This is a genomic window from Geodermatophilus sp. SYSU D00879 (assembly GCF_054050375.1).
This window is the reverse complement of the sequence record NZ_JBJGZF010000006.1, coordinates 130,983-152,481: the sequence shown is the minus strand read 5'-3', so window position 1 is coordinate 152,481 and position 21,499 is coordinate 130,983. Positions and strand designations below refer to the sequence as shown.

Annotated in this window: 22 protein-coding genes; 7 read left to right on the top strand and 15 right to left on the bottom strand. The window is 77.3% G+C overall.

The features are described from left to right. Position 1: 1 nt before the first annotated feature. Positions 2 to 1,273 carry an RNA polymerase sigma factor gene (locus ACI79B_RS10535; protein ID WP_456927267.1) on the top strand — a complete coding sequence of 424 codons (1,272 nt, stop codon included), beginning with the start codon at positions 2 to 4 and terminating at the stop codon, positions 1,271 to 1,273. 4 nt (positions 1,274 to 1,277) lie between these two features. Here the strand turns inward: ACI79B_RS10535 and ACI79B_RS10530 are convergent, their stop codons facing one another. From ACI79B_RS10530 to ACI79B_RS10510, 5 genes are all read right to left on the bottom strand, one after another. Further along, positions 1,278 to 2,537, bottom strand: coding sequence for a D-arabinono-1,4-lactone oxidase (locus ACI79B_RS10530; RefSeq protein WP_456927266.1), 1,260 nt, complete (start codon positions 2,535 to 2,537; stop codon positions 1,278 to 1,280). A 23-nt stretch (positions 2,538 to 2,560) separates the two neighbouring features. Further along, a complete protein-coding gene (locus tag ACI79B_RS10525) occupies positions 2,561 to 3,901 on the bottom strand; it encodes a cytochrome P450 (RefSeq protein ID WP_456927265.1) in 1,341 nt (446 codons plus the stop codon). A gap of 102 nt (positions 3,902 to 4,003) precedes the next feature. Next, positions 4,004 to 4,471, bottom strand: a complete 468-nt coding sequence (locus tag ACI79B_RS10520) for a heme-degrading domain-containing protein (protein ID WP_456927264.1) — start codon at positions 4,469 to 4,471, stop codon at positions 4,004 to 4,006. Further along, entirely contained in the window at positions 4,468 to 4,749 is a 282-nt protein-coding gene (locus ACI79B_RS10515; RefSeq protein WP_456927263.1) for a YciI-like protein, read from the bottom strand. Before ACI79B_RS10515 ends, ACI79B_RS10520 begins: the two co-directional genes overlap by 4 nt. 156 nt (positions 4,750 to 4,905) lie before the next feature. Further along, positions 4,906 to 5,109: a cold-shock protein gene (locus tag ACI79B_RS10510; RefSeq protein ID WP_012948522.1), complete on the bottom strand. Its 204-nt coding sequence runs from the start codon at positions 5,107 to 5,109 to the stop codon at positions 4,906 to 4,908. Between the two features lie 545 nt (positions 5,110 to 5,654). On the opposite strand from ACI79B_RS10510, the gene ACI79B_RS10505 reads away from it, so the two are divergent. Beyond that, positions 5,655 to 6,479 (top strand): alpha/beta hydrolase, encoded by an 825-nt coding sequence (locus ACI79B_RS10505; RefSeq protein WP_456927262.1) that lies wholly within the window; start codon positions 5,655 to 5,657, stop codon positions 6,477 to 6,479. A gap of 1 nt (position 6,480) precedes the next feature. On the opposite strand, the gene ACI79B_RS10500 is transcribed toward ACI79B_RS10505, so the two are convergent. Both ACI79B_RS10500 and ACI79B_RS10495 read right to left on the bottom strand, forming a co-directional pair. Beyond that, the gene (locus ACI79B_RS10500; protein WP_456927261.1) at positions 6,481 to 6,684 is read right to left on the bottom strand and encodes a hypothetical protein; all 204 of its coding nucleotides are present in this window, start codon (positions 6,682 to 6,684) and stop codon (positions 6,481 to 6,483) included. Positions 6,685 to 6,762: 78 nt separating this feature from the next. Further along, positions 6,763 to 8,961 carry an MFS transporter gene (locus ACI79B_RS10495; protein WP_456927260.1) on the bottom strand — a complete coding sequence of 733 codons (2,199 nt, stop codon included), beginning with the start codon at positions 8,959 to 8,961 and terminating at the stop codon, positions 6,763 to 6,765. A 64-nt stretch (positions 8,962 to 9,025) separates the two neighbouring features. Between ACI79B_RS10495 and ACI79B_RS10490 the strand changes: the two genes are divergently transcribed. Beyond that, complete coding sequence (locus ACI79B_RS10490; RefSeq protein ID WP_456927259.1) at positions 9,026 to 9,637, top strand: TetR/AcrR family transcriptional regulator; 612 nt, start codon at positions 9,026 to 9,028, stop codon at positions 9,635 to 9,637. A gap of 1 nt (position 9,638) precedes the next feature. On the opposite strand, the gene ACI79B_RS10485 is transcribed toward ACI79B_RS10490, so the two are convergent. Continuing rightward, entirely contained in the window at positions 9,639 to 10,967 is a 1,329-nt protein-coding gene (locus ACI79B_RS10485) for a cytochrome P450 (protein WP_456927258.1), read from the bottom strand. A gap of 204 nt (positions 10,968 to 11,171) precedes the next feature. Between ACI79B_RS10485 and ACI79B_RS10480 the strand changes: the two genes are divergently transcribed. Both ACI79B_RS10480 and ACI79B_RS10475 read left to right on the top strand, forming a co-directional pair. After that, positions 11,172 to 11,561: a DUF4326 domain-containing protein gene (locus ACI79B_RS10480; RefSeq protein WP_456927257.1), complete on the top strand. Its 390-nt coding sequence runs from the start codon at positions 11,172 to 11,174 to the stop codon at positions 11,559 to 11,561. A gap of 37 nt (positions 11,562 to 11,598) precedes the next feature. After that, positions 11,599 to 12,624: an aldo/keto reductase gene (locus ACI79B_RS10475; protein WP_456927256.1), complete on the top strand. Its 1,026-nt coding sequence runs from the start codon at positions 11,599 to 11,601 to the stop codon at positions 12,622 to 12,624. On the opposite strand, the gene ACI79B_RS10470 is transcribed toward ACI79B_RS10475, so the two are convergent. Both ACI79B_RS10470 and ACI79B_RS10465 read right to left on the bottom strand, forming a co-directional pair. Next, complete coding sequence (locus ACI79B_RS10470) at positions 12,551 to 13,825, bottom strand: DUF222 domain-containing protein (RefSeq protein WP_456927255.1); 1,275 nt, start codon at positions 13,823 to 13,825, stop codon at positions 12,551 to 12,553. The two genes, ACI79B_RS10475 and ACI79B_RS10470, sit on opposite strands and share 74 nt — an antisense overlap. 88 nt (positions 13,826 to 13,913) lie before the next feature. Continuing rightward, positions 13,914 to 15,086, bottom strand: coding sequence for an MFS transporter (locus tag ACI79B_RS10465; protein WP_456927254.1), 1,173 nt, complete (start codon positions 15,084 to 15,086; stop codon positions 13,914 to 13,916). A gap of 61 nt (positions 15,087 to 15,147) precedes the next feature. On the opposite strand from ACI79B_RS10465, the gene ACI79B_RS10460 reads away from it, so the two are divergent. Further along, positions 15,148 to 15,633, top strand: coding sequence for a cupin domain-containing protein (locus ACI79B_RS10460; RefSeq protein ID WP_456927253.1), 486 nt, complete (start codon positions 15,148 to 15,150; stop codon positions 15,631 to 15,633). Between the two features lie 37 nt (positions 15,634 to 15,670). Here ACI79B_RS10460 and ACI79B_RS10455 read toward each other — a convergent pair whose 3' ends face one another. The 5 genes from ACI79B_RS10455 to ACI79B_RS10435 all read right to left on the bottom strand — a co-directional run bounded on the left by ACI79B_RS10455 (position 15,671) and on the right by ACI79B_RS10435 (position 20,064). After that, a complete protein-coding gene (locus tag ACI79B_RS10455; protein WP_456927252.1) occupies positions 15,671 to 16,606 on the bottom strand; it encodes an alpha/beta hydrolase in 936 nt (311 codons plus the stop codon). A 78-nt stretch (positions 16,607 to 16,684) separates the two neighbouring features. After that, positions 16,685 to 17,533, bottom strand: coding sequence for an ABC transporter permease (locus tag ACI79B_RS10450; RefSeq protein ID WP_456927251.1), 849 nt, complete (start codon positions 17,531 to 17,533; stop codon positions 16,685 to 16,687). Next, positions 17,530 to 18,492, bottom strand: coding sequence for an ABC transporter ATP-binding protein (locus tag ACI79B_RS10445; RefSeq protein WP_456927250.1), 963 nt, complete (start codon positions 18,490 to 18,492; stop codon positions 17,530 to 17,532). The genes ACI79B_RS10450 and ACI79B_RS10445 overlap by 4 nt, the downstream gene beginning before the upstream one ends. Beyond that, entirely contained in the window at positions 18,489 to 19,571 is a 1,083-nt protein-coding gene (locus ACI79B_RS10440; protein WP_456927249.1) for a hypothetical protein, read from the bottom strand. Before ACI79B_RS10440 ends, ACI79B_RS10445 begins: the two co-directional genes overlap by 4 nt. Continuing rightward, positions 19,555 to 20,064 (bottom strand): sigma-70 family RNA polymerase sigma factor, encoded by a 510-nt coding sequence (locus tag ACI79B_RS10435; protein WP_456927248.1) that lies wholly within the window; start codon positions 20,062 to 20,064, stop codon positions 19,555 to 19,557. The genes ACI79B_RS10440 and ACI79B_RS10435 overlap by 17 nt, the downstream gene beginning before the upstream one ends. A 222-nt stretch (positions 20,065 to 20,286) precedes the next feature. Between ACI79B_RS10435 and ACI79B_RS10430 the strand changes: the two genes are divergently transcribed. Further along, on the top strand, positions 20,287 to 21,489 hold the full coding sequence (locus ACI79B_RS10430) for a cation:proton antiporter (RefSeq protein ID WP_456927247.1): 1,203 nt from the start codon (positions 20,287 to 20,289) through the stop codon (positions 21,487 to 21,489). Positions 21,490 to 21,499: the final 10 nt, after the last annotated feature.

Below are 21,499 nucleotides of genomic sequence, written 5' to 3'. Positions count from 1 at the left end.
GGTGTCCTCCCCGACCGCCGGCCCCCTCGGCCCCGCCGTCGCGGCCGCGGTCGCCGACGCGCACCGTCGCGAGTGGGCCTTCGTGCTCGCCGCGACGGTGCGCGTCACCCGCGACCTCGACCTCGCCGAGGAGTGCGTCCAGGACGCCTTCGCCGCGGCGCTGACCGACTGGGCCGCGCACGGCGTCCCCGCCCGGCCCGGCGCCTGGCTGACCACGACGGCGCGGCGGCGGGCGCTCAACGTGCTGCGGCACCACGGCGTCGAGCGCCGGCACCTGCCCTTGCTCGTCGAGGAGGACCGTGTCGACGGCGGGATCGCGCCTGCCCTCGTCGACGAGGCGCACGGCTACCCCGACGACCGGCTGCGGCTGGTGGTCACCTGCTGCCACCCCGCGCTGGACCGCCCGGCGCAGGTGGCGCTCACCCTGCGCCTGGTGTGCGGGCTGAGCACCGCCGAGGTCGCCCGCGCCTTCCTCGTCCCGACGGCGACGATGGCCGCGCGGATCACCCGCGCCAAGAAGAAGATCGCCGTCGCCCGCATCCCGTACCGGGTGCCGCCGGCCGCGGAGCTGCCCGAGCGGGTCGACGCCGTCCTGTCGGTGGTGCACCTGCTGTTCACCACCGGCCACACCACCCCGGCCGGGGAGGACCTGGTGCGCCGGGACCTGGTGGAGCGCGCGGTCGGGCTGGCCCGGATGCTGCGCCGGCTGCTGCCGGGCGACCCGGCGGTGGCCGGGCTGCTCGCGCTGCTGCTGCTCACCGACGCCCGCCGCGAGACGCGCACCGGCGCCGACGGCCGGCTGCTGCTGCTCGAGGAGCAGGACCGCACGCGCTGGGACCGGGCCGCCATCGCCGAGGGCGTCGCGCTGGTCCGCGAGGCGCTGCGCGCCCGGCCGCCGTCGCGGTACGCGCTGCAGGCGGCGATCGCCGCGGTGCACGCCGAGTCGCCGTCGTGGGCCGACACCGACTGGGCGGAGATCGCCGCGCTCTACGGCGTCCTCACCGCGGTGTGGCCCTCACCGGTGGTGGCGCTCAACCGGGCGGTCGCCGTCGGGTTCGCGTCCGGGCCCGCGGCGGGCCTGGCCGCCCTCGACGAACTGGCCGCCGAGCCGCAGCTGGCCGGCTACGGCTACCTGCCGGCGGCCCGCGCGGACCTGCTGCGTCGCCTCGGCCGGGTGGCCGAGGCCCGCGACGCGTACACCGAGGCGCTGCTGCTGACCGAGAACGCCGTCGAGCGGGAGTTCCTCGCCGGCCGGCTGCGCGAGCTGGGCTGAGCGGTCAGGCGAACGCGGCGACCGTGCGGTCCAGGTAGTCGTTGCGGAACGCGCCGCGCGGGTCGTAGCGGCGCACCAGCGCCCGGAAGTCGGCCATCCGCGGGTAGAGCCCGGCCAGCTCCGCGGCCTCCGTGGTGAACAGCTTGCCCCAGTGCGGGCGGGCGCTGAACGGGCGCAGCGCGGCCTCGATCGCCGGCAGCACCGCGGTGACGGCGGGCTGGTCGGGCAGCCAGGTGAAGTGCAGCGCCATGACGTCGCCGCCGGACGCCGGGCTCAGCCACAGCTCGTCGCCGGCGACGGTGCGGATCTCGCTGACCTGCAGCAGCGGCGCGACCCGGTCGGCGAGCCCGCGCAGCGCCTCGACGGCGGCGCGGCCGTGCCGGCGGGGGACGAACCACTCGCTCTGCAGCTCGTCGCCCTTGCTCGGGGTGAACTCGGCGCGGAAGTGCGGGAGCCGCTCGTGCCACTCGCCGGGGACGCCGAGCTGCTGGGTGAGGTTCTCGACCGGGGTGTCCGGGAGCATGTGCGTCGGCTCGGTGGCCGCGCGGGCGCCGAAGAAGTCCTCGGGTGCGGCGGGGTCCTCGGGCCGGGACTTGACCCACACCGAGGTGACCCGGTGCCAGTCGGTGAAGACGCTGACGCTGTAGGCGGCGTCGGCGACGGCGTCGAGGTCGGCGAACAGCCGGTCCCAGGTCATGTCGACGTACACGGTGTTGGCGACGTCGAAGGTCGGCTGGAACCGCAGCGCCACCCGGGTGACGACGCCGAGCGCGCCCAGGTGCACGACCGCGCCGGGCAGGTCGGCGTCGTCCTCGCCGAGGACGACGACCGCGCCGTCGGAGCGCACCAGCTCCAGCCCCGCGACCGACGTCGCGAGCGAGCCGTTGCGGTTCCCCGAGCCGTGGGTGCCGGTGGCGGTGGCGCCGGCGACGGTGATGTGCGGCAGCGACGCCAGGTTGTGCAGCGCCCGCCCGGAGCCGGCCAGCTCGCGCACCAGCTCGCTGTAGCGCATCCCGGCCGGTACCCACAGCACGCCGCCGTCGTCGTCGGCCCGGGCGACCTCGACCCCGGTGTCCAGGTCGTCGAGGACCACGAGGTCGGCGGTCGTGTCGGCGATGTCGTTGAAGCAGTGCCGGGAGCCCAGCGCCTTGACCCGCTCGCTGCCGGCGACGACCTCCTGCACCTCGGCCACCGTCCGCGGCCGGTGCACCCGCGCGGCGCGGTAGGTGAGGTTGCCGGCCCAGGTGCGCAACGGGGTCTCCACCGGCGGCACGCTACGCGGCCTCCTCAGCGGGCGAGGTCGGCGGCGGGGGACCGCGCCGGGGTGAGGGAGACCGGCAGCGACTCCCAGCCGCGCAGGATGACCGTGCTCCGGCGGTGCCCGGCGCCGGCGGCGGCGAGGTCGGGGAACCGCTCGAACAGCGCCTGCAGCGCCACCTCGCCCTCCATCCGCGCCAGGGCGGCGCCCAGGCAGAAGTGGATGCCGCTGGAGAACGCGACGTGGTCGCGGGCGTTGCGGCGGGTGACGTCGAAGACGTGCGGGTCGTCGAACACCCGCGGGTCGCGGTTGGCCGCGGCGAGGACGAGCAGCACCAGGTCGCCCTCGGCGATCGGCACGCCGTGCACCTCGGTGGCCCGCCTGGCCCGCCGGCCGGTCCGCTGCACCGGCGACTCCAGCCGCAGCACCTCGTCGACGGCGTTCGGCCACAGCGACGGGTCCTCGGCGAGCAGCCGGCGCTGGTCGGGGTGGGCGAACAGCAGCGCGGCGCCGTTGCTCACCAGGTTGACCGTCGTCTCGAAGCCGGCGCCGAACACCAGCGCGGCGGTGGCCATGAGCTCCTGCTCGGTGAGCGCGGCGCCGTCGTCGTCGGCCGTGGTGACGAGGTTCGACAGCAGGTCCTCGCCGGGCTCGCGGCGCAGCCGGCGCAGGTGGCCGCGGAACCAGGCGTCGAGCTCGCCGAGGTTGCGCTCGACCTCGCGGTGGGTGCGCCAGGACAGGCCCATGTCCAGGCTCGGCGTGGCGCCGTCGGCCCAGGCGAGGAACTGCTCGCGCATGGCCACCGGGACGCCGAGCACCTCGGAGATGACCGTGACCGGCAGCAGGCTGGCGTAGCGGGCGACGAGGTCGGCCCGCCCGCCGGTGGCCGCGGCCTCGCGCTCGAGGTCGTCGAGCAGGTCGTGCGCGATCTCGCCGGTGCGCTCGCGCAGCCGGGCCACCGCCCGGGCGGTGAAGGCGCGGCTGACCAGCCGGCGGTAGCGGGTGTGGTCGGGCGGGTCGACGGCGAGCATCGACGGCGGGTCGATCGGCCCGACGCTGGGCCGCGGGCCGGCCAGGCGCAGCGCCAGCCGCAGCACCGGCGGCAGGCCCTCGGTGCGGTTGCCGCCGATCTGGCCGAAGTCGTCGCTGCGCAGGACGTCGGTGCAGACGTCGTGGTGCACGCTGACCCGCGCGAACGCGCCGCCGGCGAACGGCGCGGGCGTGCGCAGCCGCTCGTAGTGGGCGTAGGGGTCCTCGCGCACCACCGGGTCGCGGAGGACCTCGGCGTCGGGGTTGCCGGCCCGGGCCCGCGCCTGGATCGCCAGCCGCATCGCGCCGTGTGTCGCGGCCCAGCGGACCGCACTGCGCACCGTCACGTCCTCAGCCCCTCCGGGGTGCCGTCGCCGGCCTCGTCGCCGACGACGGTGCACATCCTGTGACACGGAGCCCACAGGTACCAGTACCGACCCGTATCAGCGGCCGAGGTGCGCCCGGATCGCCGCGACGACCATCCGGTGGTCCTCCAGCTGGGGCAGGCCGGACACCACCACGACGCCGACCGGGCCGACGTCGCGCACGAGCACTGGCACGGCGCCGCCGTGCGCGGCGTAGCGCCGCGGGTCCAGCCCGGAGGACTCCTCGAAGGTGGTGCCGCGCTCGATCCACGACTGCCGGACGTACAGCGAGCTGTGCCCGAAGCGGTGCACGGTCCGGGCCTTGCGCGCGATCCAGTCCGCGTTGTCCGGGGTCGCGCCGGTCAGGGCGGCGGAGAACAGCCGGTGCCCGTTGCGCCGGATCTCGACCGCGACCGGCGCGTCGGCGCGGCGGGCGGTGGCCACGAGCGCCGAGCCGAGGTCCCAGGCGTCGTCGTTGGTGAAGGTCGGGAACCGCAGCTCCTCCTCCTCGGCGGCGAGCTCGGCGACGGTCGGGAAGCCGCTCACGACTCCTGCCCCCCGACGACGACGTTCCACGGCCGGACCGTCCAGCCGGTCACCAGGCCGTGGACGACGTACGGGTCGGACTCGGCGAAGCGCTCCACGACCTCGCGGTCGACCGTCCAGACCAGCACGGCCCGGTCGAACGGGTCGGGCAGCGCGCCGGCCAGCAGCAGCTCACCCCGCTCGTGCGCCGCGCGGGCGAGCGCGAGGTGGTCCTCCCGCAGCGCCGCCCGCCGCTCCAGGTAGTCGTCGGCGAGGGAGTACTCGAGCAGCAGGTACATGGCCGCCACTCTCACACGGGGGCGTGCCCGCCGGGCGTCCCGCGGTCCGGTTGCGGGCCCGGGGACGACGGGACCCCCGCGGCCGGGGGCCGTGGGGGTCCGTGGTGGTGCGGCGGGAGGACGCGGCGCGGTCGCGCCGCGTGCTCCCGGTGGTGCTCAGATCGCGCGGACGTTCTCCGCCTGGGGGCCCTTCTGGCCCTGGGTGACGTCGAACTCGACGCGCTGCGCCTCGTCCAGCGACCGGTAGCCGGAGCCGCTGATCGCCGAGAAGTGGCAGAAGACGTCGGGGCCGCCGCCGTCCTGCTCGATGAAGCCGAAGCCCTTCTCCGCGTTGAACCACTTCACGGTGCCCTGGGTCATGTCGTTCTCTCTTCCGTGCTGGGGTGTCGGTCCGGCAGGTGCCGGCGCCGGGTCGCCGCACCGACCGGCAGGACCGAGAGGAACGTCAGGCAGAGACGACTGCGGACGTCCGAGAACGAAGCAGAGGCACGACAGCGACCGGAGGGGACTGTACCGGCTCCCGGCGGGGGGACGGCGGCCGTCCCGCCGTCGTCACCAGCGGAGCGGGTCGGTCAGCCGGGACTGCGCCGTGCGGCAGACCCGGCAGTTCCCCCAGGTGAGCAGGGACAGCGGTGTGGTGAGGGAGCCGCACTCGGGGCAGTCCACCGGTTCGCCGGACCGGGCCCGCGCGTCGCGCATCTCACTCGCGCGTCGCTCGTGGACGGTCTCGTCGCCCCGGCAGGGGCATCCGAGGTGGGTTTCGGCGCAGCGTCCGCGGTGTGTGGGAACGGGACCTCCTCCGGTCCGCCCCGACGCTACCGGTCACGGACCCTCCCCGGGTGTGTCCCGCGGCCGCCATCCGGTCCGGGAGGGTGGCGGTGCAGGCCGTCCGCGACCATCGGGTCGTGCGCTCCGGACCGCGGGCGGCGCTGGTCGTCGTCGTCCTGTTGGCTGTGGTCGTGGGCCTGCTGTGGACGTTCCAGCGGCGCCTCGTCTACCTCCCCGACGACGGCCCCCTGCCGGCCGCGGCCGTCGCGGTCCCCGGCGCCCGGGACGTCGGGCTGACCACCGCCGACGGCCTGACCCTGGGCGCCTGGTTCGTCCCCGGGCCGGACGCCGGCGCACCCGCCGTCCTGGTGGCGAACGGCAACGGCGGGCACCGCGGGCTGCGCGCGCCGCTGGCCCGGGCGCTGGCGGACGCCGGGCTGGCGGTGCTGCTGTTCGACTACCGCGGCTACGGCGGCAACCCGGGCAGCCCGAGCGAGGAGGGCCTGGCACTCGACGTCCGGGCGGCGCGGACCTGGCTGCTCGAGGAGGCCGGCGTGCCCGCCGGCCGGCTCCTCTACTACGGCGAGAGCCTGGGGGCGGCGGTGGTGACCGAGCTGGCCGAGGAGCACCCGCCCGCCGGGCTGGTGCTCCGGTCGCCGTTCACCGACCTGGCCGCCGTCGGCGCCGAGCACTACCCGTTCCTGCCGGTGCGGCTGCTGCTGCGCGACCGCTACCCGGTCGCCGAGCGGGTCGCCCGGGTGCGGGTGCCGACGACGGTCGTCCTCGGCACCGCGGACACGATCGTGCCGCCGGCGCAGAGCCGGCGGGTGGCCGGCGCGGCCGCCGGTCTCCACCGGCTGGTGGAGGTCCCCGGCGCGGACCACAACGACCTCGTCCTGCTCGACGGCGCGGCGCTGGTGGGCGCCGTGGTCGAGCTGGCCGCGCTCACCGCGGGGGAGTGAGTCAGCGCGGCTCGTCCGGCAGGACGCTGCCGACCAGCCGCCGCCCCACCCAGTGCAGGACCTCGTCCTCGGGCGCGGGGGCCCCGGGATCCGGGTCCCAGCCGTCCGCGGACAGGTACGTCTCCCACAGGTGCACCTGGGCCTGCCAGTAGCGGGTCACCGCCCGCCGGACCCGGCCCGCCGTGCTCGGGGTCAGGATGTCCATGCCCCAGGATCGGTCGCCGCGCCGTGCCGCGACAGGGGTGTCCCTGCCGGGGACCGCAGCGGTCCTGCCGGATCCGGCTCAGGGGCTGGCCGGGGCGTCGGTGGTCGTCTCCCCGGTGGTCGTGCCGCCGGGGGTCGTGGTGCCGCTGCTCGCCGAGGTCTCGGCCGGCGCCGTGGTCGGGGCGGGCGCCGTGGTCGGGGCGGGCGCCGTGGTCGGGGCGGGCGCCGTGGTCTCGGCGGGCGTCGTGGTCGGGGCGGGCGCCGTGGTCTCGGCGGGCGTCGTGGTCGGGGCCGGTGGCGTCGTGGTCTCCGCCGTCGGGGTGGTCGTCTCCGCCGGTGCGGGAGTGGGCCCGGCCGTCGGCGTCGTCGTGGTGGCGGCCGGGGGCGTGGTGGGCGCCGGGGGCGTGGTGGGCGCCGGGGTCGTCGGCGTCCTGGTGGGTGCGGCGGCCGTCGTCTCCGGAGTCTGCTCGGGGGTCTCGGTCAGGGCCGGGGGCACGACCGCGGCCGGGGCGCGGGACTGCTGGGGCCGGGCGGTCTGCGGCGCCCCGGTGAGCGCCGCGGGGGCGGTGCCCGCCATGGGGGCGTCGATGGCCCGCGACAGCGTGTGGGTGAGCAGGACGACCCCGCCGAACACGCCCAGCACCACGCCGCCGGCCAGCAGCGCCTCCACGCCGCGGGGCAGGCGGCGGGTCGGCACCGCCACGGACACCCGCGCCACGCTCACGACCGGCCGGCGCGGCGGCGCGACCGGGCCCGCCCGCCCGGCACGGTGCTGGGCCGTGTGCCGGGAGGGCGCGAGCACGCCGCACAGCAGCGCGCCGCCGAGCAGCACCGCGGCACCGATCAGCAGCGCGGTGGCGTAGCCCGCGCCGAACGCGTCCCGGGCCCCGCCGGCCACCGCGGCGCCGTCGGCACCCGACCGGCCGGCCACCTCGACCGCCTGCGCCAGCCCCGCCCCGGCCCACTCGCGCGCCTGCGCGGGCAGGCCGGAGACCACGGGGACCAGCTCGTCCCGGTAGACGGCGAGCAGCACGCTGGCCGCCACCGCGCCGCCGAGGGCGCCGCCCACCTCGCGGGTCACGTCGTTGACCGCCGCGGCGAGCGTGCGCCGGTCGGCGGGCAGCCCCTCGATGATCAGCGCCGTGCCCGGGGTGAGGGCCAGGCCGAAGCCGACCCCGAACACGAACAGCGCCGCGGCGAAGTGCCACAGCGGCGCGTCGCCGTCGGCCTGGCGGGCGAGCAGGAACAGCGCGGCGCCCATCTGGGCCAGCCCCCACGCCGCGACGGTGCGGGCGCCGAGCCGGCGCAGCAGCACGGGCGCGAGCTGCGCGGTCGGGCCGATGCCCAGCGCCATCGGCGCCAGCCACAGCGCCGCCTGCAGGGGCGAGAGGCCGTGCACGTACTGCAGCCACTGCGGCGCGAGGAAGAACAGCCCGAAGGCGGCGAAGAACTGCAGGAAGACGGCGATGCTGCCGGCGGACAGGCCGCGGTGGCGGAACAGCCGGACGTCGAGCATGGGGTGCCGGCTGCGCAGCTCGTGCACGGTGAACAGGAGCAGGCACAGCCCGCCGGCGGCGAGGGCGGTGAGCGTCGTCCGGTCGGTCCACCCGCGCTCGGGACCCTCGATGACGCCCCAGACGACGCCGCCCAGGCCGGCGAGGGCGAGGAGCCCGCCGAGCGGGTCCAGCGGCAGGTCCGGGTTCCGCGACGCCGGGACGACGACCAGGCACAGCAGCAGCACCAGCCCGGACAGCGCGCCGAACGCCACCTGCACGCTGCCCCACCAGGCGAACTCGAGCAGCACGCCGGCGAGCACCAGCCCGAGCAGCGCGCCCGCGCCGGAGACCGCGGCCCACACGCCGATCGCTGCGGCGCGGCGCTCGGCGGGGTAGGCGTCGACGAGCACCGACAGCGTGGCCGGCATGACCGCCGCCGCCCCGACGCCGGCCAGGCCGCGCAGCACGACCAGCTGGACCGGGTCGGTGACCAGCCCGGACGCCGCGCTGCAGGCGGCGAACACCGCGAGCCCGAGCAGCAGCGCGCCGCGCCGGCCGAAGCGGTCGGCGGCGATGCCCAGCGGCAGCAGCAGCGCGGCGAACGTCAGGGCGTAGACGTTGACCGCCCAGGTCAGCTCGGTCTGGGTGGCGCCGGTGGCGCGGGCGAGCTCCGGCAGGGCCAGGGCCAGCGACGAGCCGGCGCCGATGACCAGGGCCAGGGCCGCGCACATGACGGCGAGCAGCGCGCCGAGCCCGCCCCGGACTCCTCGAGCGTCGGGCATGCTGTGGCTCCAGACGATCGCCTGATACGCCCGTCTCAGGGCGGTGACCCAGGATGGAGGGGCCGTGACCGGGACCGCAACCCCCGCACGGTTGCTGGACGCGGCCGAGGAGCTGCTCGCGACCGCCGGTGCGGCGGGCACCTCGGTGCGTGACGTGCTGCGGCGGGCCGGCGTCGCCAACGCCGCCGCGGTCGGCTACTACTTCGGCGGCAAGGACGGGCTGGTCGCCGCGGTGGAGCGCCGGGTGGTGGACGGTGTCGTCGCCGACCGGGAGCGGGTGCTGGCGGGCCTGGGCGGGGACGCCGGCGTGGAGGCGCTCGTCGACGGCTGGGTGCGGCCGATCGTGGCGCTGCGCTGCGCGGGCCGGGGCCGGTACGCCGCGCGGGTGTTCACCCGGATCTTCGACCAGTCCCCGGACCGCTGGGAGGCCAACGGCGCGGCGGCGGTGCGCGCGACGGCCGGGCGGTACTGCGCCGCCCTCGCGCCGCTGCTCCCGCACCTGGACGCGCGCGAGCTCGCCTGGCGCTGGCAGTGCGTCACCGCGACGACGGACTTCTACGCGATCGGCGCCCTCGACTTCGGCGAGCCGGCCCCCGGCCCGGACGACGTCGACGCGCACGTGCGCCGCCTCGTCGTCCCGGGCGCCGCGCTGCTGCGGGCCGACCCGGCCGGCTGAGTCAGAACGTCACCGGGAGCGCGTCGACGCCGTACACGAACGACAGCCGGCGGAAGGCGAGCCGCTCGGGCGGGACGGCGAGGGCGAGGTCCGGGAACCGCCGGAGCAGCGCGGGCAGGACGATCCGCAGCTCCAGCCGGGCCAGCTCGGCGCCGACGCAGCGGTGGATGCCGTGGCCGAAGGCGAGGTGCCCGCCGCGGGTCGGCCGCCCGGGGGCGAGCGCGCCGGGGTGCGCGCCGGCCCAGGCCGGGTCGCGGTTGGCGGCGCTCAGCGAGACCAGGACGGCGTCGCCGGCCCGCAGCCGGTGCCCGGCGACCTCGGTGTCCTGCCGGGCGAAGCGGGGGAAGGCCACCTGCACCACCGAGAGCAGCCGCAGCAGCTCGTCCACCACCGTCTCGACGTCCCGGCGCGAGCCCTCGCGCACCGGCGCCGCGGCGGCCGGGTCGCGCAGCAGGACCAGCGTGCCGAGCGAGATCGTCGAGGCCGTCGTCTCGAACCCGCCGGTGACGATCCCGTCCGCCAGGCCGGCCAGGTCGGCGTCGGAGACGGCATCGCCGTGCTCGCGGACGATCCGCCCGAGCAGCCCGTCGCCGGGGTCCCGGCGCTGCCGCGCGACCGCGTCGAACAGCAGCCGGCGCTGCGCGGACACCGCGCCGAACGCGCCGGCGGTGCCGCGGGCGGCGTCGAAGCGCCGGGTGGCCAGCCGGGTGACCAGCTGCTCGTCGGGACGGTCGAGGCCGAGGAGGTCGCAGACGGTCCGCATCGGGACCGGGCCGGAGACGTGCCGGGCGAGGTCGGCCGGCGGTCCGGCCGCGGCCAGCTCGTCGAGCTGCCGGGCCACGGTCGCCTCGATCGCCGGCTCGAGGCGCTGCAGGCGGGCCCGGGTGAACTCGGGGGCGACCAGGCCGCGCAGCCGGGTGTGGTCGGGCGGGTCGGTGAACCCCAGGCCGCCGACGTCGTCGGCCGTGGCCGGGCCGGTGCCGCTGAACAGGTGGCGGACGTCGGTGCTGAAGCCGTCGCGGTCGGCGAGCACCGCGCGGGCCTCCGCGGCGCCGGTCACCAGGAGCACGGAGAGGTCGAACGGCAGGTCCAGGCGCCGCACCGGCCCGCCGTCGCGGAGCTCGGGCACCGGGTCGACGTCGACCCGCCGGAGCGGGACCGTCGCGGCGGCCGGGAGGAACGTCAGGCGGGAGAGGTCCAGCCCGCGGCGGCGGACGCGGCGCAGCGCCAGGCGGCCGAGCCAGCTCCGGACGCGCGCCGCCGGACCGCGGCGGGGAGGGGGCGGAGCGGAGGGCTGGGGGAGGTCGAGGGTGCACTCGGGAGCGGACACGGCGCCTCGTCGTCGGGCCACGGGGGTGGAGCCAGGCGGGACGTGACCTCGGACCCGCCGGGCAGCTCGAGCCTCGCGACGGCGCCGCGCGCGGACCATCGGGTGACGCCCCCGAAAGCGCTGGTCGCACTGGGGGTGTCCCCGGACGGGGGCCCCCGGGAGCGGTGGCGCGGTCCTGTCACACCCGCGCGGCAGCATCGGCCCATGACCGGTCCGGTGCGTGTGCAGCTCTCCCGGGCGCGCGGCTGGCGGAAGCCGCCGAACACCGTCGTCGTCGCGCGGCCCTCGCGCTGGGGCAACCCGTTCCGGGTGGGGGAGACCTACCTGTGGCTGCCCGGCGACGACGAGAGCGCGTGGCCGCTGCCGACCGCGCGGGAGCCGGGGGTGCAGGAGGACGGCAGCCGCGTCGTCCGCTGCGCCGACCGCGCCACCGCGATCGAGTGGTTCCGCCGCTGGGCCGCCTCCGGTGACCTCGCCGCCCAGGCCCGCCGGCAGCTGCGCGGGCGCAACCTCGCCTGCTGGTGCCCCGCCGGCGAGCCCTGCCACGCCGACGTGCTGCTGGAGCTGGCCAACCAGGTGCCGGCCCTGCGCTGACCTCGCGCGGCGTCGCGTCCTGTGGCTTGCTGGGCGCATGGACCTGCGCACCCTCGGCCGCAGCGGCTGTGCCGTCTCCTCCCTCGCGCTCGGCACGATGACCTTCGGCGCGGAGACCGACGAGGCGGGGGCGCACGAGCAGCTCGACGTGTTCGTCGAGGCGGGCGGCACGCTCGTCGACACCGCCGACGTCTACTCCGCCGGCGCGTCCGAGGAGATCGTGGGGCGCTGGCTGGCCTCGCGCCCGGCCGACGTCCGCGACCGCGTCGTCCTCGCCACCAAGGGCCGCTTCCCGATGGGCGAGGACGCCAACGCGCTCGGCACCTCGCGCCGGCACCTGCGCCGGGCGCTGCACGACTCGCTGCGCCGCCTCGGCGTCGACTCCGTCGACCTGTACCAGCTGCACGCGTGGGACCCGCTCACGCCGCTGGAGGAGACGCTGCGCTTCCTGGACGACGCCGTGTCCGCGGGGGAGATCGGCTACCCGGGGCTGTCCAACTTCACCGGCTGGCAGGTGCAGCGGGCCGTGGACGTGGCCGAGCGCGCACACCTCGCCGTCCCGGTGACCCTGCAGCCGTCGTACAGCCTGCTGGTGCGGGACGTCGAGGCCGAGATCGTGCCCGCCTGCCTGGCCAACGACCTGGGGCTGCTGCCCTGGGGCCCGCTGGGCGGCGGGTGGCTGTCGGGCAAGTACACCCGCGACCAGCGGCCCGCCGGGGCGACGCGGCTCGGCGAGGACCCGGCGCGCGGGATGGAGGCCTACGACCGGGTCGCCGCGCGGGAGCGGACGTGGGACGTGCTGTCCGCGGTGCAGGACGTCGCGGAGGCCCGCGGCGTGACGATGCCGCAGGTGGCGCTCGCCTGGCTGCTGGCCCGGCCGGGCGTCAGCTCGGTGATCCTCGGGGCACGTACGACCGAGCAGCTGCGCGGCAACCTGGGCGCCGCCGGCCTCGTCCTCACCGAGGAGGAGACCGCGCGGCTCGACGCCGTCAGCGACCCGGGCTGGGCCGACTACCCCTACGGCGAGATCGGCGCGGAGCAGCGCAGCCGCTCGCTGGGCTGACACGGGCGCGCGTCCACCTCGGGCGGTCAGGCGGCGGGGGCGAGGAGTGGGGCGGGGACGGTGATCTCGGTGCCGTCCGGGCGGTAGGTGCGCCAAGTGCCGCTCGGATGTCGTTCGACGCGGAAGCCGTGGTGCACCTTCGTGTGATGGCGCTCGCACAGCAGGGCTGATTGTCGAGGCTGGTGTCGCCGCCGTCGATCCAGTGCACGAGGTGGTGCACGTCGCACCACCACGTCGGGGCGCCGCAGCCGGCGAACACGCACCCGCCGTCGCGGAGTTCGGCGGCGCGGCGGATGTGCCGGCTCATCAGCCGCTGCTCCCGGCCGAGGTCGAGGGGTGCGCCGTCGGGGCCGAACACCACCCGGGAGACGGCGCCGTCGCAGGCCAACCAGCGGGCGCGGGCGGCGGAGATGGTCGCGCCGAAGCCCATCCGCCCGGCGTTCGGGCCGCCGTGCGGGTCGACCAGGTCCTCCAGGTCGATCACGACAGCGACCTGGGGCTTGTGCCCGCGCAGCATCGGCAGGCTCCCGGACGCCAGCACGTTGTCGGCCACCTGCACCAGGGCGTCCCCCAGGCGCTGGGCGCGGGTGCGCTCGTCCCCGGCGGGGCGGTCGGCCTGCACGTGCGCCTCGAGGGCGGTCTGCAGCTTCTCCCCGCCGACCGCGTCGAGGTGGCCGCGGATGGCCAGCGAGCCGTCGGCGTGCCGGGACAGCGTCAACGACCGGCCCTCGGTGGGGTCGGGTTCGGGCCCGTCGGGGTCGAGGTCGGTGCAGTAGTGCTGCACCACCTGCACCAGGTCGGCGTGCGCGCGCTCGATCGCCACGCCGGTGAGGACCGCGTCGATGACCGCCAGGTCCACCCCCGCCGCCGCAGCCGTCACCAGCCGCTCGGGTGTCACCGCCGTCGCCGCGACGGCGACCTGCTCGGCGGACACCAGACCGGCGTCGTGCGCCTCGGCCAGCGCCGGCAGGTGTTCCAGCGCGCGGCCGTTGCGCACCAGCCGCGACGCCTCCGCCGTGGACAGCCGGCAGTGCCCGCGCAACCAGGAGGCCATCGACCTCAGCCCGTCCCGCTCCGGCGCCTGCTGGTTCGCCGCATCACGGACCAGGCGCGTCAGCCGGGCGTCCTCACGGTTGCGCCGGGCGACCGCCGCGGCGACGTCGTCGAGGACGTCCCCGCCACTCAGCTCACCCGAACACATGATCGAAGTCTCGTCGATCAGAGAGCCCCGCGCAGCCTGAATCCCCAGGTCAGCAGCCTGTCCGCAGATTCCGCCGAGGGTTGGCATCTCACCCCCGGGCGGTGGAGCGCAGCTCCCACCACAGCCAGGCGGCGAGCGCGAGCGGCACCGCCACGAACGCGGCCAGTGCCGGGACGGTGCCGAACACCGAGCCCAGCCACGCGAGCAGCAGCGGGGTGCCGAAGCCGACGTAGGCGAAGGCGTAGAAGGCGCTGTTCATCGCCCCGCGGGTGTGCGGCGGCGCGAGCTGCGCGGTCAGCGTCAGCCCCGCCGTCAGGCACAGCCCGCCCCCGGCGCCCATCAGCGCCGCGGCCGGCAGCAGCAGCGGCTCGAAGGTGGTCGCCACCGCCACCACGCCGAGGGCGAGGCCGACGGCGCCGAGCGTCATCCCGAGCGGACCGCCGCCGCCCCCGGCCCGCCGCCCGAGCCGCGCCGCGACCGCGCTCGCCGCCAGCGCCAGCCCGCCCACCAGCCCGGCGTACGCGACGCCGACGCCGTCGGGCACCACCAGCAGCGGCAGCACGGTCGCCGCCACCGCGGGGAAGGCGAACACGCCCGTGGCGGTCGGCGCGAGCACCGCGCGGAACGGCCGCCGCGCCTCCGGCGGCAGGCCGAGGGTCATCAGCCGGCCCGGCCGGCGCTCCCGCACGGTCTCCGGCACGGTCAGCAGCGCGGCCAGCCCCACCAGCAGGACGGCGACGTGCACGAGGTAGGGCAGCGTCGTCGGCGCCGGGCCGTACTCGGCGAGCACCCCGCTCATCGCGGGCGCGATCGCGAAGCCCAGCGACGTCGACACCGCACCGCGGGTGGCCGCCGACTGCTGGCCGGCGGGCCCGGCCAGGTCCTGCAGCCACGCGTTGGCCACCGAGAACACGACGCCGGACACCGCGCCCTGCAGCAGCCGCCCCGCGTACAGCAGCGGCAGGTGCTCGGCCGCGGGCACGAACAGCAGCGAGACCAGCCCGGCCAGCACCGCGAACGGGAGGACGACGGTGCGCCGGCCGAACCGGTCCGAGGCGGCCCCGGACACCGTCAGCGCGGCGATCAGGCCGATCGCGTAGCAGCCGAAGACGGCGGTGAGGTCGGCGTCGGACAGCCCGAGGGTGCGGCGGTAGACCAGCAGCAGCGGCGTCGGGACGTTGGTGCCCAGGGCGACGGTGAACAGCCCGAAGGTGAGGGCGTCCAGCCGCCGCCCGACCTGCTCCGTCGCAGCGTCCGGCACCCGGCGGACGCTACCGGTCCGCTGCCACGATGGGCGTCCGGCGACGAGAGGAGCAGGACCCGTGTCCCTGCACCGCCACTACCCGCCCGACCTCTACCGCGGCACCACCGGCGAGGCCACCGCCTGGCTGCGCCGCACCGACACGCCGCCGGACACCGTCTCGGCCGCCGGCATCACCTGCGAGTTCCTCGCCACCGGGGACCAGACGACCGGCCGGTTCGGCCTCTACCGGTGGACCTTCGGCGCCGACGCGTCCGGCCCCGGCCCGCACTTCCACCGCTCGATCTCCGAGCAGTTCTACGTCCTGCGCGGCGAGGTGGAGCTCTACGACGGGCGGAGCTGGGTGACCGCGGGCGCGGGCGACTTCCTCTACGTCCCCGAGGGCGGGGTGCACGGGTTCCGCGGCGGCGACCACGCCTCGATGCTGCTGATGTTCGCGCCGGGCGGGCCGCGCGAGGAGTACTTCCGGACGCTCGCCCGGGGTGCGCAGATGACGCCGGAGGAGCGGGCGGAGTTCATGCTCCGCCACGACACGTACTGGGTCTGACGGGCCGGCCGCCGCCGGGGGCGGCCGGCCCGCCGTCTCAGCCGCGGAGCAGCTCGCCGAAGCGCGCGCAGCTCTCGTCGATCGCGGCCTGCGCGGCCGGGGACCAGGCGCCCATGTCGAAGAAGCCGTGGATCATCCCGTCGTAGCGGCGCACGTCGGCGGCCACGCCCGCGGCCTCGAGCGCCTCGCCGTAGGCCTCGCCCTCGTCGCGCAGCGGGTCGTACTCGGCGGTGACCACCAGCGCCGGCGGCAGGCCGGCCAGGTCGGCGGCGTGCAGCGGGGACAGCCGCGGGTCGCGGGCGTCCTCCCAGGTCCCGGCGTAGTGGCCGTGGAACCAGTCCATCGTGTCCTGCTCGAGGAAGTAGCCCTTGCCGTTCTCCACCCGGGACGGGTACTCGCCGGCGACGTCGACCGACGGGTAGACGAGGAACTGCGCGGCGGTCTTCGTGCCCTCGTCGCGGAGGACCTGGGCGACGACGGCGGCCAGGTTGCCGCCGGCGCTGTCGCCGGCCAGCCCGAGCCGCGGGTCGCCGCCGAGCTCGTCCAGGTGCTGCGCCACCCAGCGCGCCGCGGCGACGGCGTCCTCGGCGGCGGCGGGGAACGGGTGCTCGGGGGCGAGCCGGTAGTCGACGGCGACGACCACGGCCCCGGCGCCGCGGCAGATGCTGCGGGCCATGTTGTCGTGGGTGTCGAGGTCGCCGATCACCCAGCCGCCGCCGTGGAAGAACACGACCGTGGGGAACGGACCCTCGCCCTCGGGCCGGTACACCCGCGCCCGCAGGTCGCCCTCGGGGCCGGGGACGGTGCGGTCCTCGGCGCTCGCCACCGGCACCACGTGCTCGGGCGAGCGCGCGCCGTGCGTGAGGGCCAGGTACTGGGCGCGGCCGGCCTCGGGCGTGCCCTCCCACATGGGCGGCGCACCGGACTGGGCGAGCAGGGACAGCAGGGCGGCGATGTGCGGGTCGACCGGCACGGGGCAACTCCAGACGGCGTCGTCGGGTGGGGGCGGGGTCGTGTGACCCCGGCCACGGACGGTACCGAGCCGGGACGGCTACAGGTCCCGGCGGGAGAACGCCATCCCCGCGAGCCCCAGGACGACGGCGACCCACAGCGCCGCCCACGCCAGGTAGGTGGCGGTGAGCGGGGCCTCGCCGAAGAACGGCGACCCCCCGAGCTCGGTGAACTGCCCGACCAGCGTCGGGTCCTGGAAGGCGTTCATCGCCCCGCGCCACAGCCCGTCGGTGGGCAGCAGCATCCGCGACACCGCGCCTACCCGCGCGACGCCCTCGTTGCCCAGCGCGTCGCCGATCCCGCCGACGACGCCGGCGATCCAGGTGGCGCCGAACAGGCCGACCGCGACGACGCCCGAGGCCATCGGCGAGATCACCGTGGACAGCAGCAGCGCCAGGGTGAGCAGCACCGCGGTCTGTGCGGCGAGCAGCGCGAGCCCCACCAGCGGCCGCGGCGGCCAGTAGCCGACCGTCACCCGGACGACGACGAACTGCGCCAGGCCCGCCAGCGCGACGAACGCGCTGCCGAACGCCACCAGCCCCAGCCACTTGCCCACCAGCACCGCCGAGCGGCGGACCGGCCGGGCCAGCACCGCCAGCGCCGCGCCGGACTCCACCTCCCCGGAGACGGTGGGGCCGGCGAGGAACGCCGTCCCCAGCGCGGCGATGAGGCTGAACCCGAACATCACCAGGTTGAGCACGGTCGAGGCGGCGATCCGGGCCTCGCCGCTGGTCAACCCGCCGAACTCGGCGTCGAGCCGGGCGAAGCCCCACGCGGACAGCCCCAGCAGCGCCAGCGTGAGCACGGCGAGGGAGCGCAGCACCTTCCGCCGCGCGGCCTCGCGCAGGGTCAGGCCGGCGATCGTCAGCACGACGCGGGCGGTGCTCACCGCTGCGCCGCCGATCCCGAGCGGAGGACGTCGAGCAGCCGCTCCTCCAGGCTGATCCGCCCCGGCTCCACCGCGTGCACCCGGACGCCGAGCGCGACCAGGTCGGCGACCAGCGCCGGCACCGCGGCGTCGGCGTCCTCGGGCAGCGCGACGGTGAACCGGTCGCCGCTGCGGGTCAGCCGGCCGGTGGCGGCCAGCCGGGCCTCGGCGCGGGCGTCGACGCCGTCGAGCCGCAGCCGCACCTCCCGCTGCCCCAGCAGCTCGGCCAGCGTCCCCGCCGCCGCGACCCGCCCCCTGTCGAGGATGACCACGCGGTCGCAGACCCGCTCCACTTCGCCGATCAGGTGCGAGTTGAGCAGCACCGCGACCCCGCGCTCGCGCAGGGACAGCACGACGTCGCGGACGTCGACGCGGCCGATCGGGTCCAGCGCACTGGTCGGCTCGTCGAGCACCACCAGCTCCGGGCGGGCCACCAGCGCCACGGCCAGCCCCAGCCGCTGCTGCATGCCCTTGGAGAAGCCGCCCACCCGGTCGCCGGCGCGGTCGGCCAGGCCGACCAGCGCCAGGGCGTCGCGCTGCCCGGCCGCCGGCACCGCCGCGCCGGACAGCCGCACGTGCAGGGCCAGCACCTCCGCCGCGCTCAGCCACGGCTGGTAGCGGAACAGCTCGGGCAGGTAGCCGACGCGGGCCCGCGCCTGCGGGTCGCGCCCCGGCCGCCCGAGCAGCAGGACCTCCCCGGCGTCGGGCCGGACGAGGCCGAGCAGCATCTTGATGACGCTGGTCTTGCCCGCGCCGTTGGGCCCGAGCAGGCCGAGCACCTCGCCGCGGCCGACGGTGAACGAGACCCCGTCGACCGCGGTCCGCCGTCCGTACCGCTTGCGCAGCCCCTGGCACCACACCGCCGGCGACGGCGGCAGGTCCGCCAGCAGCCGCTCCGCGGCGGCGGTCGGGGAGGTCACTCCCCGAGACCCCGGGCGACGGCGAGCACCTCGTCGGCGCCCAGCGACCCGGCCACCGCGGTGACGACGCCGTCGGTCACCCACACCACGCCGGCGACCGAGCCGTCCCGCGAGGTGAGCACCGTGGCCTCCTCGCCGTCGACGTCGGCGGTCGAGCTGGTCGCCAGGCCCGCCGGCACCGGCAGCGGCAGCGTCCTGCCGTCACCGGAGAAGGACCGCAGCTGCGCGGCGAGGTCCTCGGGCAGGCCGGGCAGGGACAGCAGGTAGTCGCGGGCGGTCGCGAACGGGACGCCCGAGGACTCGGCGGTGGGGGCCACCACCCGGGCGACGACGAGGCCCGGCGCGCCGCTGCCGCTGGACCAGACCGCGGCGACGCCGGGGCCGGCGGTCAGCCGGAACCGGCCGCCGTCGAGCCCGGCCGGCGGGGGCGGCAGCGTCTCGCCGGACGCCGCGGCCGCCTGCGCCGCGCGCTCGGCGGAGAAGGTGAACTCCACCGCTGCCCGGTCGCCGACCTGGTAGGCCGGGTCGCCGCCCACCCCGCCGGGGAGCTCCCCGACCGCCGGGACGGCGAGCCCGGTGACGTCCTCCGCGGCGGCGGCGTCGGCCACCGGGCGCACGTCGGGCTCCTCCAGCACCTGCACGGTGCCGTAGGCGGACAGGTCGGGCAGCGCCACCAGGTCGGCCTGGGTGACGGTGACCGGCGCGATCTCCTCGGTGCGGAAGACCTGCAGCCAGTCCGTCGCGGCGGCGACGCCGCCCCCGGCCAGCAGGGCGACCACGCCGGCGGCGGCCACGAGCGGGCTGCGCAGCCGGGCGCGCCGGCGGCGGGCCGGGGCGGGGGCGGCCGCGCGGCGGCGCTCGTCCCGGGCGACCGCGGACGACAGGCGGTGCCAGGCGGCCCCGGTGTCGGGGGCGGTGCCCGGGGACAGGACCGCGGAGACGGCGGCGGCGTCGCGCTGGGCGGCGGCCAGGCCGGTCAGGCACGTCGCGCAGCCGGCGACGTGCTCGCGGTCGGCGTCGGGGACACCGGCCGGCTCGTCCACGAGCCGGCGCAGCGTGCCCTCAGTCGGATGACGCACGGCGGGTCAACTCCTCGCGCAGGGCGGACTCGGCGCGTCGCACGGTCGTGCCGACGCTGCCGGGGGACAGGTCGAGGGCGGCGGCGACCTCGGCGTAGCTGAGGCCGCTGTGCCGCAGGACGAGCGCGACGGCCTGGCGGCGGGGGAGCCGGGCCAGGGCCGCCCGCACGCGGCGGCGCTCGTCGAGGGTGACGACGTCGTCGGCGACGTCGGGCACCGCGGGGCCGGGGCCGCCGGCCGCCTCCTCGCGGGTGGTGCGGCGGCGGCCGGAGCGGAGGTGGTTGAGGGCGGTGTGGGCCGCGGCGACCGAGAGCCAGCCCGGCGCCTCGCCCGCCGGCACCGTCGTGCGGGCGAAGGAGAGGAACACCTCCTGGGCGACGTCCTCGGCGCCGTCCCGGGAGCCGAGCACCCGGGCGGCGACGCCGACCACGCGCGGGTAGGAGGCGCGGAAGACCTGCTCGAGGTCGGCGCGGACCGCTCCTCGTCCCGACACGGCCCCGCCGTCCTCCCGATCCGCCCGGCCCGCGCGCCGGCTCCGGCCGGCCCGGGACAGGACGGCCGGCACGGCGGCCGCCGGTGCGGGGACACCGTGCCTCATCGCGCTCACGTCCAGGTAGCACCGCCGCGCCCGCGGATGTGACAGCGGCGGTCCGGGTTCCCCCGGCGGGGGGTGCGCGGGAGGATCGGCCGGCACTCCGGGCGAGGGGAGTACCGGGTGGACGACGTCGTGGTGATCGACACCCTGGCCGCGGTCACGGCCGTCTCCCTGCTCGCCGCCGTCCTCGTCGGGCTGTTCCCGCGGCTGCCGGTGCCCCAGGTGGTGCTGCTGCTCGCCGGCGGGATGCTGCTGGGCCCGCACGTCCTCGACGTCGGCACGGCGCAGGACGTGCGGGTGCTCGCCGACGTCGGGCTGGGCTTCGTCTTCCTGCTCGCCGGCTACGAGCTCGACCCGCGGCTGTTCCGGGAGGACGCCGGCCGCCGCGCCCTGCTCGGCTGGACGGTGTCCCTGCTGCTGGCGCTCGGCGTGGTGGGCCTGCTGTCCGCCGGGGACGTCGTGGAGGCGTTCCTCCCGGTGGCGCTCGGCCTGACCACCACCGCCCTGGGGACGCTGCTCCCGGTGCTGCGGGAGAAGGGGCTGCTCGGCGGCCGGCTCGGGCGGTACCTGCTGGCCGCGGGCGGCGTCGGGGAACTGCTGCCGGTCCTCGCGATCGCGGTGTTCCTGGGCAGCCAGGGCCGGGTCGCCGCGCTCGTGTCGCTGGGCGCGGTCGCCGCGCTCGCCGTCGCCCTCGCCCTGCTGCGCCGCGGCATCCGGGACGGCGGCCGGCTCGCCCGGGTCGTCGCCGCGGGCCAGGACGCGACCGCGCAGATCACGCTGCGCGCCACCGTGCTGCTGCTGATCACGCTGATCGCGGTCACCGAGCAGTTCCACCTGGACGCGGTGCTCGGGGCCTTCCTCGCCGGGATGGTGCTGCGGCGCTGGGTCGGCGGGGCGGCGCCCCAGCTGGAGGCCAAGCTCGACGCGGTCGGCTACGGCTTCTTCGTGCCGGTGTTCTTCGTGGCCTCGGGCATGGCGCTGGACCTCGGCTCGATCGCCGACGCGCCGCTGCGGCTGGTGCTGTTCCTCGCGCTGATGCTCGCCGTGCGGGGCGGCCCGGCGCTGCTGGTCTACCGCCGGGTGCTGCCGCTGCGTCAGCGCACGCAGACCGCCCTGGTCAGCGCCACCGCGCTGCCCGTGCTGGTCGCGCTCACCGAGATCGGCCTGCGCAGCGGCCACATGCTCCCGGAGAACGCCGCGGCGCTGGTCGGCGCCGGCGTGGTCACCGTGCTGCTGTTCCCGGCGCTGGCCGTCGCCCTGGACCGGCGGGCGGCCACCCCGGCGCCCGTCCCGGCCTCCGGGGGCGCGGCCGGCCCCGCGTGAGGCGCCCCGG

Bases quoted from the DNA above. Each gene is read 5' to 3' on its own strand.
- ACI79B_RS10500 (WP_456927261.1), bottom strand. From the start codon at position 6,684: ATGGACATCCTGACCCCGAGCACGGCGGGCCGGGTCCGGCGGGCGGTG.
- ACI79B_RS10470 (WP_456927255.1), bottom strand. From the start codon at position 13,825: ATGTGTTCGGGTGAGCTGAGTGGCGGGGACGTCCTCGACGACGTCGCC.
- ACI79B_RS10495 (WP_456927260.1), bottom strand. From the start codon at position 8,961: ATGCCCGACGCTCGAGGAGTCCGGGGCGGGCTCGGCGCGCTGCTCGCC.
- ACI79B_RS10510 (WP_012948522.1), bottom strand. From the start codon at position 5,109: ATGACCCAGGGCACCGTGAAGTGGTTCAACGCGGAGAAGGGCTTCGGC.
- ACI79B_RS10475 (WP_456927256.1), top strand. From the start codon at position 11,599: ATGGACCTGCGCACCCTCGGCCGCAGCGGCTGTGCCGTCTCCTCCCTC.
- ACI79B_RS10480 (WP_456927257.1), top strand. From the start codon at position 11,172: ATGACCGGTCCGGTGCGTGTGCAGCTCTCCCGGGCGCGCGGCTGGCGG.
- ACI79B_RS10515 (WP_456927263.1), bottom strand. From the start codon at position 4,749: ATGTACCTGCTGCTCGAGTACTCCCTCGCCGACGACTACCTGGAGCGG.